The 14,077-nt window shown below is 66.2% G+C and carries 10 protein-coding genes; 8 read left to right on the top strand and 2 right to left on the bottom strand.

Annotated features, from left to right (window positions below):
- Positions 1-9: 9 nt before the first annotated feature.
- On the bottom strand, positions 10-1,344 hold the full coding sequence (locus GWG67_RS21475; protein ID WP_275171279.1) for an MFS transporter: 1,335 nt from the start codon (positions 1,342-1,344) through the stop codon (positions 10-12).
- A 217-nt stretch (positions 1,345-1,561) separates the two neighbouring features.
- Positions 1,562-1,882, bottom strand: coding sequence for a DUF3551 domain-containing protein (locus GWG67_RS21470; RefSeq protein WP_275171278.1), 321 nt, complete (start codon positions 1,880-1,882; stop codon positions 1,562-1,564).
- Between the two features lie 252 nt (positions 1,883-2,134).
- On the opposite strand from GWG67_RS21470, the gene GWG67_RS21465 reads away from it, so the two are divergent.
- From GWG67_RS21465 to frr, 8 genes are all read left to right on the top strand, one after another.
- Positions 2,135-2,854: an outer membrane protein gene (locus GWG67_RS21465; RefSeq protein ID WP_275171277.1), complete on the top strand. Its 720-nt coding sequence runs from the start codon at positions 2,135-2,137 to the stop codon at positions 2,852-2,854.
- A 455-nt stretch (positions 2,855-3,309) separates the two neighbouring features.
- Entirely contained in the window at positions 3,310-6,813 is a 3,504-nt protein-coding gene (dnaE, locus tag GWG67_RS21460) for a DNA polymerase III subunit alpha (protein ID WP_275171276.1), read from the top strand.
- A 117-nt stretch (positions 6,814-6,930) separates the two neighbouring features.
- Positions 6,931-7,671 (top strand): carbonic anhydrase, encoded by a 741-nt coding sequence (locus GWG67_RS21455; RefSeq protein WP_275171275.1) that lies wholly within the window; start codon positions 6,931-6,933, stop codon positions 7,669-7,671.
- Positions 7,672-7,849: 178 nt separating this feature from the next.
- Positions 7,850-10,369, top strand: coding sequence for a caspase family protein (locus tag GWG67_RS21450; protein WP_275171274.1), 2,520 nt, complete (start codon positions 7,850-7,852; stop codon positions 10,367-10,369).
- A gap of 222 nt (positions 10,370-10,591) precedes the next feature.
- Positions 10,592-11,584, top strand: coding sequence for a 30S ribosomal protein S2 (locus GWG67_RS21445; protein WP_007610895.1), 993 nt, complete (start codon positions 10,592-10,594; stop codon positions 11,582-11,584).
- A gap of 131 nt (positions 11,585-11,715) precedes the next feature.
- Positions 11,716-12,639, top strand: a complete 924-nt coding sequence (tsf, locus tag GWG67_RS21440) for a translation elongation factor Ts (RefSeq protein WP_275171273.1) — start codon at positions 11,716-11,718, stop codon at positions 12,637-12,639.
- 60 nt (positions 12,640-12,699) lie between these two features.
- Positions 12,700-13,416: a UMP kinase gene (pyrH, locus tag GWG67_RS21435; RefSeq protein WP_018455040.1), complete on the top strand. Its 717-nt coding sequence runs from the start codon at positions 12,700-12,702 to the stop codon at positions 13,414-13,416.
- Between the two features lie 66 nt (positions 13,417-13,482).
- A complete protein-coding gene (frr, locus tag GWG67_RS21430) occupies positions 13,483-14,046 on the top strand; it encodes a ribosome recycling factor (RefSeq protein WP_007603628.1) in 564 nt (187 codons plus the stop codon).
- The last annotated feature ends 31 nt before the right edge of the window (positions 14,047-14,077 follow it).

The raw sequence follows: 14,077 nt of genomic DNA, 5'->3' as shown, positions 1-14,077 counted from the left end.
AAGGCGTCCTCAAGCCACCGGATCTCGGGCAGCATCCAAACGGCTTCGATCATCCGGCGCCAGTGGCGGTGCACGTCTCGCCGGAGGATTCTTCGGTGGGGCTGCGTTGCTTCCTGAGCTGATATCGACCGGGGCAGATTTGGAGTCACGATAGGCGACAATCCAGATCAGGAAACCCAGAACCGCCAGCGCGGCGCCGACGGGACCGGTGGAGGTCCAGCCCAGCCCCTCGCGAATGGCGAGGCCGCCGAGAAACGGACCGAGCGCATTGGCGGTATTGAACGCCGAATGGTTGAGTGCGGCGGCGAGCGCCTGCGCATCTCCCGCGACGTCCATCAGCCGCGTCTGGAGGATGGCTCCGAGCGAGACGCCGGCGCCGATGGCGAAGACGTCTGCCGCCAGCGCCCAGGGATTGCCGGCGGCAAGCGGAAACACCAGCAGCGCGACCGCTGAGAACAGCAGGATGGCTCCCGCCGTCGGCATCAGCGCGCGGTCGGCAAAGCGCGGCACAAACAGATTGCCGAGCGTCGCGCCGATGCCGAACACGGCCAGAAAAAGCGGTATGAGCGCGGGGCTGACCTTGGTCACCTCGATCAGCGTCGTCGCCAGATAAGTGTAGACGGCGAACATGCCGCCGAAGCCGATGGCGCCGATCGCCAGCGTGATCCAGACGCGGCCGCTTCGCAGCGCGCCGAGCTCTCGCAGCGGATCGGACCGGCCAGCCTTGTCGCGCGGCGCGAACAAGGCGCACAGCAGCACCGTGAGCAACGCCAGCACCGACACGAGGCCGAAGCTCGCGCGCCAGCCGATCGCCTGCCCAATCAGGTTGGCCAGGGGCACACCGACGATGGTGGCGCCGGTCAGGCCCAGCATCACCTGGCCGATCGCCTGCGAGCGACGATGTTGAGGGACCAGCGAGGCTGCGACCAGCGCGGCGATGCCGAAATAGGCGCCATGCGGCAATCCCGAGAGAAAACGCGCCGCGATCATCGAGCCAAAGCCCGGCGCCAGCGCGGTGAGGGCATTGCCGGCCGCGAACACGGCCATCAGAACCAAGAGCTGCGCGCGCCGCGCCAACCGTGCGCCGAGCACGGCGATCAGCGGCGCGCCCAGCACGACGCCGAGCGCGTAGGCGCTGATCGCGTGTCCCGCGGTAGGCTCGTCGACCCCGAGGTCGGCGGCGAAAAACGGCAACAGGCTCATCGATGCGAATTCGGTGGTTCCGATCGCAAAGCCGCCCATCGCGAGCGAGAACAGGACGATGGCGAGATGAGGGGGCGTGGATGCCGCGGTCGCGCGGGGCGAGGTCGCTTGCTGCGATGTCGCTTGCTTCGATATCGTCATATGTCCTGCAATGGTGGCGTTAACGGGAATCAGCCCAGCGAACGTCGCCACCCCTGCAAGATTTCTCTGTCGTAGTTAAACCCGGATCGGTCGGCGTCAACGCTGCAAGCTCAACGCAGGGCAGGCCGCATATCAGCGTCCCGAATTTGTGAGCCACGCCGCGAACACCGTGCTTCTTGGTTGCTCGTCCGCTGCAATCGGGCGAGCGCGGCGCATCTCAGCGCGGCACGTAGTAACCGGGTGAATAACCCGGCACCTGCGCGCGCGGCCTGTTCTGATACGCATAGGGATCGTCGCTCTGGCCTGCGAAATAGGGGTTCGCAATACAGGTGAGGGCGCGGCCCGACGAACTCGCCTGGCACTGCGCGTAAGTGTCGAACGTACAATTGCTGAGCCCCGGCCATTCATCGCCGGTGAGGCAGAAGGCATGGTGGGTCCCGAACGCGCGCGCGGGCACGCTTGCGCCGAGCGTGATCCCAAATGTGGCGAGGGCGAGCGAAAATATGGCGACAATGGGGAGAGCAATTCGTCTGCGCATTCAATTCTCCAATCACGCGAACGTGCGCGCGACGTTGTCACGCGCGCGTGCCGCAGATGTCGTGTAGTCCACAATGGAACTCATGAAAACACTTGTTTCAAAGGGTTTCCTGCGCGCGTTGGTAAATCTTCATTAATGAAGCGCGATCCTTTGGCGCGAACTGTGGCGTCGAGGTTACAGCAATTCCGTCGAGCGCTGGTATGACGACGCCACGGCCCGGGGGCCTAACGACGAAACTGGAACGGGAATCAAATGAACAAGAATCTGTTGCTTGCTGCTGTGAGCCTTGTCGCGCTCGGCGCGGCTGCACCGGCGGTGGCTGCTGACCTCGCTGCGCGGCCTTACACCAAGGCGCCGGCGATGGTTGCCGCGATCTACGACTGGAGCGGCTTCTACATCGGTATCAACGGCGGCGGCGGTTCCGCCCATTCGACCTGGGATCTCGTCGGCGGTGGCCGCGAGGGTTCGCACGATGCGACGGGCGGCACGGTCGGTGGCCAGATCGGCTATCGCATGCAGTCGGGCCAGTGGGTGTTCGGCATCGAAGGTCAGGGCAACTGGGCCGACTTCTCGGGCGACAACGTCAGCGCGCTGTTCGCGACCCGCAACCGCTCCAAGATCGACTCGTTCGGTCTGATCACCGGTCAGATCGGCTACGCTTGGAATAACGTCCTCGTTTACGCCAAGGGCGGTGCGGCTGTCGCCGGCACCAAGTATGAAGTCTCGACCTTGGGCGGCGCACTGCTGTCCTCGAACGATCAGACCCGTTGGGGTGGCACGATCGGTGCCGGCCTCGAGTACGGTTTCGCCCCGAACTGGTCGGTTGGCGTCGAGTACAACCACATCTTCCTGCAGGACAAGGACGTCACCTTCGCGCTGGTGCCCTCGACCGACCGCATCCGTCAGGACGTCGACATGGGTCTCGTCCGCCTGAACTACAAGTTCGGCGGCCCGAGCCTCGGTCGGTACTGAGTAGAAGCCTGATATCGATCGCTCGACTTCGAGCGGTCGGCGAAAGCCCCGGCCATCGGCCGGGGCTTTTTTGTTGTTCAAATTCAGCGGGTTAACCATTCTATTCGGAGATGGTCGAGATAGCTTGACTCCTGAGAACGAAATGAGAACAATGTTCTTCATACGTTCTCACCATGGAGCAAGCCATGTTCAGGATTTTCGTCGAAGAAGCCGCCGCGTTGGCGTCGATCGCGCTGTTTGTCGGGATGATCGCGATCTGGGCCCAGGTACTCCCGCAGCTCTAGGCGCGGGCCCAGGTTGGGGAAAAGCAGGACGACGCGGCCGATCGGCCGTTCCGGCGTGGACTCTGGCAGCGTGACGCCCCACCATTGTGAGGCGAGTCGGCCGGGCGAGTGCAGGATGCCTCCGGTGCCGGTGACCGCTCCATCTCATCTGCAAGAGGCCGTCACGCGACCATGCCGAGCGCCGGATTTGTCCACCTTCACGTTCACTCGGCCTACTCGCTGCTCAAGGGCTCGATCAAGATCGCCAAGCTCGCCGAGCTTGCGAAGAAAGATCATCAGCCGGCGCTGGCGCTGACCGACACCGACAACATGTTCGGTGCGCTGGAGTTCTCCGACAAGATGGCGGTCTCCGGTATCCAGCCGATCGTCGGCTGCGAGATCGCGATCGAGTTCGGCGACCAGGATCCCAATGCGCGCAATGCGCTTCTGCCTTCGCGCGTGGTGCTGCTGGCCGCGCAGGAGCGCGGCTACCGCAGCCTGATGCGGCTGAACTCGCGCGCGTTCCTGGAGACGCCCGACACTCATGCTCCCCACATCAAGTTCGACTGGCTCGAAGGCGAGACCGAAGGCCTGATCGCGCTGACGGGCGGTCCGGACGGGCCGATCTCGCTGGCGCTTGCCGGCGGTTATACCGAGCTCGCGGCGGCGCGCTGCGAGCGTCTGGCGAGCCTGTTCGGGGACCGCCTCTACATCGAATTGCAGCGCCACAACACCGAGAAGGAGCGGCGGGTCGAAAGCCACCTGATCGACATCGCCTACACCAAGGGCCTGCCGCTAGTTGCGACCAACGAGCCGTATTTCGCGGCGACCGACGATTACGAAGCCCATGACGCGCTGCTCTGCATCGCCGGCGGGCGGCTGATCGCGGAGACCGAGCGCGAGCAGCTCACGCCCGATCACCGTTTCAAGACCCGCGCCGAGATGGCGGTGCTGTTCGCCGACATTCCGGAGGCGCTGGCCTCGACGGTGGAGATCGCCGAGCGCTGCTCGTTCCGGCCGATGACGCGCAAGCCGATCCTGCCGTTCTTCACGGTCGGCGCTGCCGCAAGCTCCGATGCCGCCTCGGTCGAGGCGGCCGAATTGAAGCGGCAGGCGGAGGAGGGGCTCGCCAACCGCCTGCGCGTGCACGGCCTGTCGCAAGGCACGACGGAAGAAGATTACAGCGCGCGCCTTGCGTTCGAGCTCGACGTCATCATGCGCATGAAGTACGCGGGCTACTTCCTGATCGTCTCCGACTTCATCAAATGGGCGAAGGGGCAGGGCATTCCGGTCGGGCCGGGCCGCGGCTCCGGCGCAGGCTCGCTGGTTGCGTGGGCGCTCACTATCACCGACCTCGACCCGATCAAGTTCGGCCTGCTGTTCGAGCGCTTCCTCAATCCGGAACGCGTCTCGATGCCGGATTTCGACATCGACTTCTGCCAGGACCGCCGCGGCGAGGTGATCAAGTACGTCCAGGAGCGCTACGGTCGCGACCAGGTGGCGCAGATCATCACCTTCGGTACGCTGCAGGCGCGCGGCGTGCTCCGCGACGTCGGCCGCGTGCTGCAGATGCCCTACGGCCAGGTCGACAAGCTTACAAAACTCGTGCCGCAGAATCCGGCCGCGCCGGTGACGCTGGCGGCCGCGATCGAGAGCGAGCCGAAGCTCCAGGCGTTCCGCGACGAGGACCCGGTGGTGGCGCGCGCCTTCGACATCGCCCAGCGCCTCGAAGGCCTGACCCGCCACGCCTCGACGCACGCGGCCGGCATCGTGATCGGCGATCGCCCGCTGAGCGAACTCGTGCCGATGTATCGCGATCCCAAATCCGATATGCCGGTGACCCAGTTCAACATGAAATGGGTCGAGCCGGCGGGCCTGGTGAAGTTCGACTTCCTCGGCCTGAAGACGCTGACCGTGCTCGACGTCGCGTGCAAACTGCTCAAGCCGCGCGACATCCATGTCGATCTCGCGACACTGCCGATCGACGATGCCGAAAGCTACCAGATGCTGGCGCGCGGCGAGGTGGTCGGCGTGTTCCAGGTTGAAAGCCAGGGCATGCGGCGCGCGCTGGTCGACATGCGCCCCGACCGTTTCGAGGACATCATCGCGCTGGTCGCGCTCTATCGACCGGGTCCGATGGCGAACATCCCGACCTATTGCGCGCGCAAGCACGGCGACGAGGAGCCGGAATATCTCCACCCCGTGCTGGAGCCGATTCTCAAGGAGACCTTCGGCGTCATCATCTACCAGGAACAGGTGATGCAGATCGCGCAGGTGATGTCGGGCTATTCGCTCGGCGACGCCGACCTGCTGCGCCGCGCCATGGGCAAGAAGATCCGCGCCGAGATGGAGAAGCAGCGCGAGATCTTCGTCGCCGGTGCGGTGAAAAATGGCGTGCCGAAGGGGCAGGCCGACACGATCTTCGAGCTGCTGGCAAAATTCGCCGACTACGGCTTCAACAAAAGCCACGCGGCGGCCTATGCGCTGGTGTCCTACCACACCGCCTACATGAAGGCGCATTACCCGGTGGAGTTCATCGCGGCGTCGATGACGCTCGATCTTAACAATACCGACAAGCTGTCCGAATTCCGCGCCGAGGCGCAGCGCCTCGGCATCAAGGTCGAGCCGCCCAACGTCAACCGCTCCGGCGCGACTTTCGAGGTCGGCGACAAGACCATCTACTACGCGCTCGCGGCGCTGAAGGGCGTCGGCATCGCGGCCGTCGAGCAGATCATCGCGGAGCGGACCAAAAACGGCTTGTTCACCTCGCTCGCCGACTTCGCCGCGCGGGTGTCGCCGCGCGCGATCAACAAGCGCATCATCGAAAGCCTGGCCGCCGCGGGCGCCTTCGACACCCTGGAGCCGAACAGGGCGCGGGTCTTCGCCGGCGCAGATTCGATTCTCGCGGCATGCCAGCGGGCGAACGAAGCTGCGACCATCGGCCAGAACGACATGTTCGGCAGCTCGGCGGACGCGCCGACCATCATGCTGCCGCAGATCGAGCCCTGGTTGCCGGCCGAGCGGCTGCGCCGCGAATATGACGCGATCGGCTTCTTCCTGTCGGGACATCCGCTCGACGATTACGCCACCGTGCTGAAGCGGCTGCGCGTGCAGTCCTGGGCCGAGTTCTCGCGCGCGGTGAAGACCGGCGCCACCGCAGGCAAGGTCGCCGCCACCGTGGTGTCGCGCATGGAGCGGCGGACCAAGACCGGCAACAAGATGGGCATCATGGGGCTCTCTGATCCCACGGGTCACTTCGAGGCGGTGCTGTTCTCCGAAGGCCTCGCGCAATATCGCGACGTGCTGGAGCCGGGCGCCGCGGTGCTGCTCCAGCTCGGCGCCGAGCTCCAGGGCGAGGACGTCCGCGCGCGCGTGCTCCACGCCGAGCCGCTGGACGAGGCCGCGGCCAAGACGCAGAAGGGCCTGCGCATCTTCGTGCGCGACACCAAGCCGCTGGAATCGATCGCCAAGCGTCTCGCCGGCCCCGACATGGCCGCTTCGAACGGCGCCGTGCCGAAGGTCGGCAGTCCCGGCACCGCGCCGCGCTCCAACGGCGACGGCGAGGTCTCGCTGGTCATGATGCTTGACCTCGAGACCGAGGTCGAGATGAAGCTGCCCGGCCGCTTCAAGGTCTCGCCGCAGATCGCCGGCGCCATCAAGGCGGTCGCGGGCGTCGTGGACGTGCAGCAGCTCTGATCGAGGGGCCGGCGCTGAAGGTCGGGCGTGCTCCCGGCGGATGTTGTGGTTTCGTCACGTCATTGCGGCTATGATCGCGGCGATGCCATCGTCCACCTCGCCGGGAGGAAACGCGACATGTGCGACAAATGCTCTGAAGCTCTGCAGCGAGATACCGTGCCGTCGCGGCGGTCCGCAATGCTGTTTGGCGCCGCCGCGTTCGGCCTTGCCTTCGCCGGCAATGCTTTCGCCAAGGAGACGAAAACGCCGCCCAAGCCGCAGAACGTGCTGTCGCCCGACGCATCGTTGAAGCGCCTGACGGAAGGCAATGCGCGGTATGTCGACGGCGTGTCGCGGCGGCACGATTTCAAGCACGAGCGCGAGGCGTTGGCCGGCGGACAGAATCCGTTCGCGGCCGTGCTGAGCTGTGCCGATTCGCGCATCGCGCCGGAATATGCCTTCGACACCGGCCGTGGCGATCTGTTCGTCTGCCGCGTCGCAGGAAATTTCGCCGGCACGGAGACCATCGCCAGCATGGAATACGCGGTGGCCGTGCTCAACGCGCCGCTGATTCTGGTGCTGGGCCATGACAGTTGCGGCGCGGTCGATGCGACGCTGAAGGCGATCAAGGACAACAAGCCGCCACCGGGCCATATTCCCTCGCTGGTCGATGCGATCGCGCCCGCAGCGAAGGCTGCGATGCAGCAGGGTGGGGACCTCCTCGACAAGGCGATCCGGCAGAACGTCATCGACAATGTCGCGAAGCTTAAGTCGGCCGCGCCGATCCTCAATGCGGCCGTCGAGCAGGGCAAGCTGAAGGTCGTCGGCGGCATCTATCGGCTCACGACGGGAACGGTCGACCTGATCGCGCAGATCTGACGAGATGGACCGGCTCGCGCCGGTTCGTTGTCGCGAGGCTGACGCGGGCGCGCGGGCGCCATGCCGCCGCCTCAATCCAAGCCTTCGTTATTTGGAAGCCTTTCGTTCAAGTGCCATTCAGCTGGCGGCGCGTCTGATGCGCGGCGGCACCTCAACAACAAAAACGGGCAAGCAAGCCATGCGTGGGACGCTCAGAGCCTTCATTTGCCTTCTCCTGCCGATCGCGGTCCTAGCCGCCGGCGTACCGGATCCGGCGCGTGCGCAGCAGCAGGAAAAGCGTATCGCACTCGTGGTCGGCAACGGCGCCTATGCCAAGTCGCCGCTGGCGACGACGGCAAACGATGCCGGCCTGATCGCGCAGACGCTGCAGGCGGCGGGCTTCGACGTCGTCGGCGCCCGCGATCTCGACGGCGACACGCTGCGCAAGAGCTTTCGCGATTTCATCCAGAAGGCGCAGGCCTCCGGACCGGGCACCGTCGCGATGGTCTATCTCGCCGGCTATGGCGTGCAACTCGCCGGTGAGAACTACTTCATCCCGGTCGATTCCAACATCACCCGCGACACCGACATTCCGACCGAAGGCCTGCGCATCGGCGACTATCTCCGCCAGCTCGCCTCCGTTCCGCTCAAGGCCAATATCGTCGTGCTCGACGCAGCGCGGGCGCAGCCCTTCGTGGAGGGCGGCCAGCAGATCGCGGGCGGACTTGCGCTGGTCGAGCCCGACGCCAACATGCTGATTGCGTTCAACGCCGCGCCCGGCACGGTGGCGCCCGAGGAGCCCGGACCTTACGGCATCTATGCGCAATCGCTGGCGGAGATGATCCGCACCGGCGGCTTGCCGCTGCCTGAGGTGTTCGACCGCGTTCGCCTGCGCGTCAACGAGGCCAGCAAGGGCGCGCAGGTGCCCTGGAACGAGCAGAAGATATCGGCGCCATTCTCGTTCTTCGAGCGCGGGCCCGACGCGCCGCCGCCGGAGGCCGCACCCGACCAGGTCGCCGCGATCCGCAACAAGCCGATCCGCGATCTCGGCGTGCAGGATGCCTATGCCGCCGCGCTCACGCGCGACACGCTACCTGCCTACGAAGAGTTTCTCACCGCCTATCCGGGCGACCCGCTGTCGAAGCGGGTGATGGTGATCGTCGCGGCGCGCCGCGAGGCCATCACCTGGCGGCGGACCTATCGCACCGACACGCCGGAAGCCTATTGGTCGTATCTGCGTCGGTATCCGCGTGGTCCGCATGCGGCGGATGCGCGCCGGCGCCTGGCGATCCTCACCGCGCCGCCCGAGCCGCCGCCGAGCTTTGCGATGATCGACTACGACGTGCCGCCACCGCCGCCGGAGGAGGTGGTCTATGTCGACCGTCCCGTGCTGTATTTCAGCGATCCGGATTTTGGCTTCGCGCCGCCACCACCGCCGCCGGTCTACTATCTGCCGCCGCCGCCGCCGGATTTCGTTGTGCTGTCGCCGCCGATGCCGGTGATCGGCCTGTTCGTGCTGCCGCAGCCGATGTTCGTGCCGATCCCTGTGTTCGTCAGGCCGCCGGTCTATGTCGCACCGCCGCCGAACAATATCATCTATCAGAACATCCATAACAGGACGGTCATCAACACGGTGATCAACCAGCCGCCGGCACCGCCGGTGGGGGCGGGTGCCGGACCAGGCAATCTCACGCCGGCCATTGCCGGGCGCACCAATCCGGCTGGTCCAGCCATGCCGCAGGCGGCCGTGCAGCGCGCCACCCTGATCCAGCAGGGAAAGGCGCCGATGCCCCCGAGCGCGACGATGCAGCCGACGGCGAGGCCAGGAACGCCTCCGGCGCGGCCGGCCAATGTCGCGCCGACCGGTACGCCACCTCTCACTCCGCCTGCCAGTCCATCTGCCACTCCACTTGCCACCCCACCGGCCAAGCTGCCCCAAGCCAACACGCTGCCGGTTCCCGGCACCCATGGCGGCCCACCTGCACCGCCAGCGGGAGCCGGGCCATTGCCGGGCGGCAGACCCGGGCAGCCGACGGCCACCGCACCCGGCGCACCGCCGCCGACCCGTCCGGGAGCGCCTGCGGGGGTGCCGACGACTGCTACTCCCGGCGCTCCGCCGGCGGCTCATCCCGGTGCGCCGACCGCCGCCGCGCCGGCGACTGCGGCCACGCCGACAAACTCAGCCGCTGTGCCCGGCCAACTGCCGAAGCCGCCGGTGGCACAGGCCCCGCCCGGGACCGGGCCTGGGGACCATGGCAAGTCCGCGACCCGCGAGCCCGCTGGTTCGCCGGCGGCTGCCCGCACGCCTCCTGGCGCAATTGGACGACCGGTCACGCCGCCGCCCTCGGCGGCGCGGGAGCCGATCAGGCCGCAGCATCAGCCGAGCGCTGCTCCCGCCCAGGCTGCCCGGCCGTCGGCACCACCACCGCGGCCTCAGGCCGTGGCGCGGCCGACGCCTCCGCCTCCGCCGCGTATTGCGCCGCCGCCACCGGCGCGGGTGGCTCCGCCCGTAGCGGTCGCTCGGCCGGCGCCGCCGCCAATGGCGCGACCCGCGCCGCCGCCGCCGGTCGCCCGGCCGGCGCCACCTCCGCCGCCCCGGATGGCCGTCGCGCCACCGCCGCCGCCGCGGCCGGCAGCACCGCCGCCAGCACCTCCGCCGCGTCCCGCGGCTCCGCCGCCGGCGGCAAAGAAGTGCCCGCCGAACCAGCCCAGATGCTAGGCAGGGGCTAGGCCGCCGCGCGGTCTTTAGGGAAGGGGGCCTCTCGCGGGCGAAAGCCGCCCCCGAAAGGCCCTTATTTCCTTGCTTCTGGCCGAAATCGCGCTATACACCGCGCGATCTCACACGGAAGCATGGCTCACAAGGCCGTCCGGTGGCAGCCGGGGCGACAACGCTCTGTTCTGCTCACACGCTTCCGGAGGAACCAACCGGAGAATTAGAACGATGGCACTACCCGATTTCACTATGCGTCAGCTCCTCGAAGCCGGCGTGCACTTTGGTCACCAGTCTCACCGCTGGAATCCGAAAATGGCGCCGTTCATTTTCGGCGCTCGCAACAACATCCACATCGTCGACCTCGCGCAGACCGTGCCGTTGCTGCACAACGCCTTGCAGGCGGTCAGCGACACCGTCGCCAAGGGCGGCCGCATCCTGTTCGTCGGCACCAAGCGCCAGGCGCAGGACGGCGTTGCCGACGCGGCCAAGCGCTGCGCTCAGTACTTCGTCAATTCGCGCTGGCTCGGCGGCACGCTGACCAACTGGAAGACGATCTCGGGCTCGATCAAGCGCCTGCGCCATCTCGACGACGTGCTCGCCGGCGGCGATGCCTCCTCCTACACCAAGAAGGAGCGCCTGACGCTTCAGCGCGAGCGCGACAAGCTCGACCGCTCGCTCGGCGGCATCAAGGACATGGGCGGTCTGCCCGACCTGATCTTCGTGATCGACACCAACAAGGAAGACATCGCGATCCAGGAAGCCCAGCGGCTCAACATCCCGGTCGCCGCGATCGTCGACACCAATTCGGATCCGAAGGGCATCACCTATGTGGTGCCGGGAAATGACGACGCCGGCCGCGCGATCGCGCTCTATTGCGATCTGATCGCGCGCGCAGCGATTGACGGCATTTCGCGCGCCCAGGGTGATTCCGGCATCGACGTCGGCGCTTCGGTTCGGCCGGTCGCAGAAGAGCTGCCCGCCGCCACGAGCGGCTTCCAGGGCCTCGCCGGTCCGCGCGGCACCTCCGACGACCTCAAAAAGCTCCCGGGCGTATCGGGCGCGATCGAGAAGAAGTTCAACGACCTCGGCATCTTCCACTTCTGGCAGCTGGCCGAGCTCGATCACGACACCGCGCACAAGATCGGCGAAGAAGTCGGCTTGCCGAGCCGCGCGGACGCCTGGGTGGCCAAGGCCAAGGCGCTGACCGCGGAAGCGGAATAGTCAAAAAGAGCGATGGGTTGGCCGGACAAGCTCCGGCCACCATTTCAGTTGACGCGAATTCCTGAGATGGACCGCGGCGAGGCGATCTGGCCGCGCCGCGGTAAACCGGCAGGCAAAAAGGATTTTGAACGATGGCAACGATCACAGCTGCGATGGTCAAGGACCTGCGCGAGTCGACCGGCGCAGGCATGATGGACTGCAAGGCCGCGCTGACCGAAAATGACGGCAACCTGGAAGCGGCGCAGGATTGGCTGCGCAAGAAGGGCCTGTCGAAGGCTGCCAAAAAGTCGGGCCGCGTCGCCGCCGAGGGTCTGATCGGCGCGCTCACCAAGGGCAACAAGGGCGTCGTGGTCGAGGTCAATTCCGAGACCGACTTCGTCGCGCGCAACGGCCAGTTTCAGGGTCTCGTCAAGATGATCGCCCAGGTCGCATTCAACGTCGGCGCCGATGTCGAGAAGATCAAGGCCGCCAAGGTCGGCGACGTCACGATCGAAACCGCGATCAATGACGCGATTGCCACCATCGGCGAGAACATGACGCTGCGGCGCGCAGCTTCGCTCGAAGTCAGCCAGGGCGTGGTGTCGAGCTACGTCCACGGCGCGGTCGTCGAGGGCGCCGGCAAGATGGGCGTGATCGTGGCGCTGGAATCGCCGGGCAAGGCCGACGAGCTCGCAACGCTTGGCCGCCAGATTGCGATGCATGTCGCGGCCGCCAACCCGCTGGCGCTCGATCCGTCCGGTCTCGATCCGGCGGTCGTCAAGCGCGAGAAGGACGTGCTCGCCGACAAATATCGCCAGCAGGGCAAGCCCGAGAACGTGATCGAGAAGATCGTCGAGTCCGGCCTGAAGACCTATTACAAGGAAGTCTGCCTGCTCGAGCAGGCCTTCATCCACGACACCGGCAAGTCGGTGGCGCAGGCGGTGAAGGAAGCCGAAGGCAAGGTCGGCGGCGCGGTGAAGATCGCGGGCTTTGTGCGCTATGCTCTCGGTGAGGGAATCGAGAAGCAGGAAAGCGACTTCGCGGCCGAGGTCGCGGCGGCCAGCGGCAAGAAGTAAGCGCCGGAACGTTCCTTCCGGCGTGCCGCCGGAAGCGGCGCCCGGACAAGGAAAGTGCTCATGACTGATCCGGTCTATCGTCGCGTCGTGATCAAGCTGTCCGGCGAATATCTCGCGGGACCGCAGGGTTTTGGCATCGATCAACCGACCATCGACCGGGTCGCCGACGATCTGATCGCAGCCCGCCATCTCGGCACCGAAGTGGCCGTCGTGATCGGCGGCGGCAATCTCTTTCGCGGTGTCGAGGTCTCCTCGCGCGGCGTGTCGCGCCCGACCGGCGACACCATGGGCATGCTCGCTACGATGATGAACTGCCTCGCGCTCGAAGCCACGATCGAGCGCAAGGGCACGCCTGCGCGCACGCTGTCGGCCTTCGTCATGCCCGAGATTTCCGAGCTGTTCACCCGCACCGCGGCGCACAAATACCTCGCCGAGGGCCGGATCGTGCTGCTGGGCGGCGGAACCGGTAATCCGTTCTTCACCACCGACACGACCGCGGTGCTGCGTGCCGCCGAGATCGGCGCTCAGGCGGTGCTGAAGGCGACCAATGTCGACGGCGTCTATTCGGCCGACCCGAAGAAGGACCCGACGGCGACGCGATTCGACCGTTTGACGCATTCGCAGGCGATCGAGGGCGGCTACAAGGTGATGGATGCGACCGCCTTCGCGCTTGCCCGCGAGACGTCGCTGCCTATCATCGTGTTCTCGATTGCGGAGCCGGGTTCGATCGGCGCTGTACTGCGTGGCGGCGGCCACGGAACCATTGTCGCCGGCTGACGGCTTGTCGTTGCGCCCTTTAGGAAGGGTGCGGAGAGGTCGCCGGGATTTTGAAGGAGAAACGTGATGGCCACGGATAATTTCGATCTCAACGAAGTGAAGCGCCGCATGCAGGGGGCGATCCAGTCGCTCAAGCACGAACTTGGCGGGCTGCGCACCGGTCGCGCCTCGGCCTCGATGCTCGATCCGGTGCAGGTCGACGCCTATGGCAGCCACATGCCGCTGAACCAGCTCGCCACCGTCAGCGTGCCGGAGCCGCGCCTGATTTCGGTGCAGGTCTGGGACAAGTCGATGGTCAAGGCAGTGGAGAAGGCGATCGTCGATTCCAATCTCGGCCTGTCGCCGGCGACTGAAGGCCAGGTGCTGCGCCTGCGCATCCCCGAGCTCAACGAGGAGCGTCGCAAGGAGCTCGTCAAGGTCGCGCACAAATACGCGGAAGCCGCCAAGGTCGCCGCGCGCCATGTTCGCCGCGACGGTCTCGACGTTCTCAAGAAGCTCGAGAAGAATCACGAGATGTCCGAGGACGATCAGAAGCGCCATGCCGACGAGGTGCAGAAGGCGACCGACGGCACGATCTCCGAGATCGACCAGTTGCTGGCCGCCAAGGAAAAAGAAATCCTCACCGTCTAAAGCGCGCCGGATCGCGCTTTAGGTTATTGTT

The sequence above is a fragment of the Bradyrhizobium sp. CSS354 genome, from assembly GCF_029051725.1.
In the GTDB taxonomy this organism is placed as follows: Bacteria; Pseudomonadota; Alphaproteobacteria; order Rhizobiales; family Xanthobacteraceae; genus Bradyrhizobium.
This window is presented reverse-complemented; position numbering and strand designations above follow the sequence as displayed.

What these genes read in the sequence shown, in the direction of transcription:
- GWG67_RS21475 (WP_275171279.1), bottom strand. Translation starts at nt 1,344, where the DNA reads ATGACGATATCGAAGCAAGCGACATCGCAGCAAGCGACCTCGCCCCGC.
- GWG67_RS21470 (WP_275171278.1), bottom strand. Translation starts at nt 1,882, where the DNA reads ATGCGCAGACGAATTGCTCTCCCCATTGTCGCCATATTTTCGCTCGCC.
- GWG67_RS21465 (WP_275171277.1), top strand. Translation starts at nt 2,135, where the DNA reads ATGAACAAGAATCTGTTGCTTGCTGCTGTGAGCCTTGTCGCGCTCGGC.
- dnaE (WP_275171276.1), top strand. Translation starts at nt 3,310, where the DNA reads ATGCCGAGCGCCGGATTTGTCCACCTTCACGTTCACTCGGCCTACTCG.
- GWG67_RS21455 (WP_275171275.1), top strand. Translation starts at nt 6,931, where the DNA reads ATGTGCGACAAATGCTCTGAAGCTCTGCAGCGAGATACCGTGCCGTCG.
- GWG67_RS21450 (WP_275171274.1), top strand. Translation starts at nt 7,850, where the DNA reads ATGCGTGGGACGCTCAGAGCCTTCATTTGCCTTCTCCTGCCGATCGCG.
- GWG67_RS21445 (WP_007610895.1), top strand. Translation starts at nt 10,592, where the DNA reads ATGGCACTACCCGATTTCACTATGCGTCAGCTCCTCGAAGCCGGCGTG.
- tsf (WP_275171273.1), top strand. Translation starts at nt 11,716, where the DNA reads ATGGCAACGATCACAGCTGCGATGGTCAAGGACCTGCGCGAGTCGACC.
- pyrH (WP_018455040.1), top strand. Translation starts at nt 12,700, where the DNA reads ATGACTGATCCGGTCTATCGTCGCGTCGTGATCAAGCTGTCCGGCGAA.
- frr (WP_007603628.1), top strand. Translation starts at nt 13,483, where the DNA reads ATGGCCACGGATAATTTCGATCTCAACGAAGTGAAGCGCCGCATGCAG.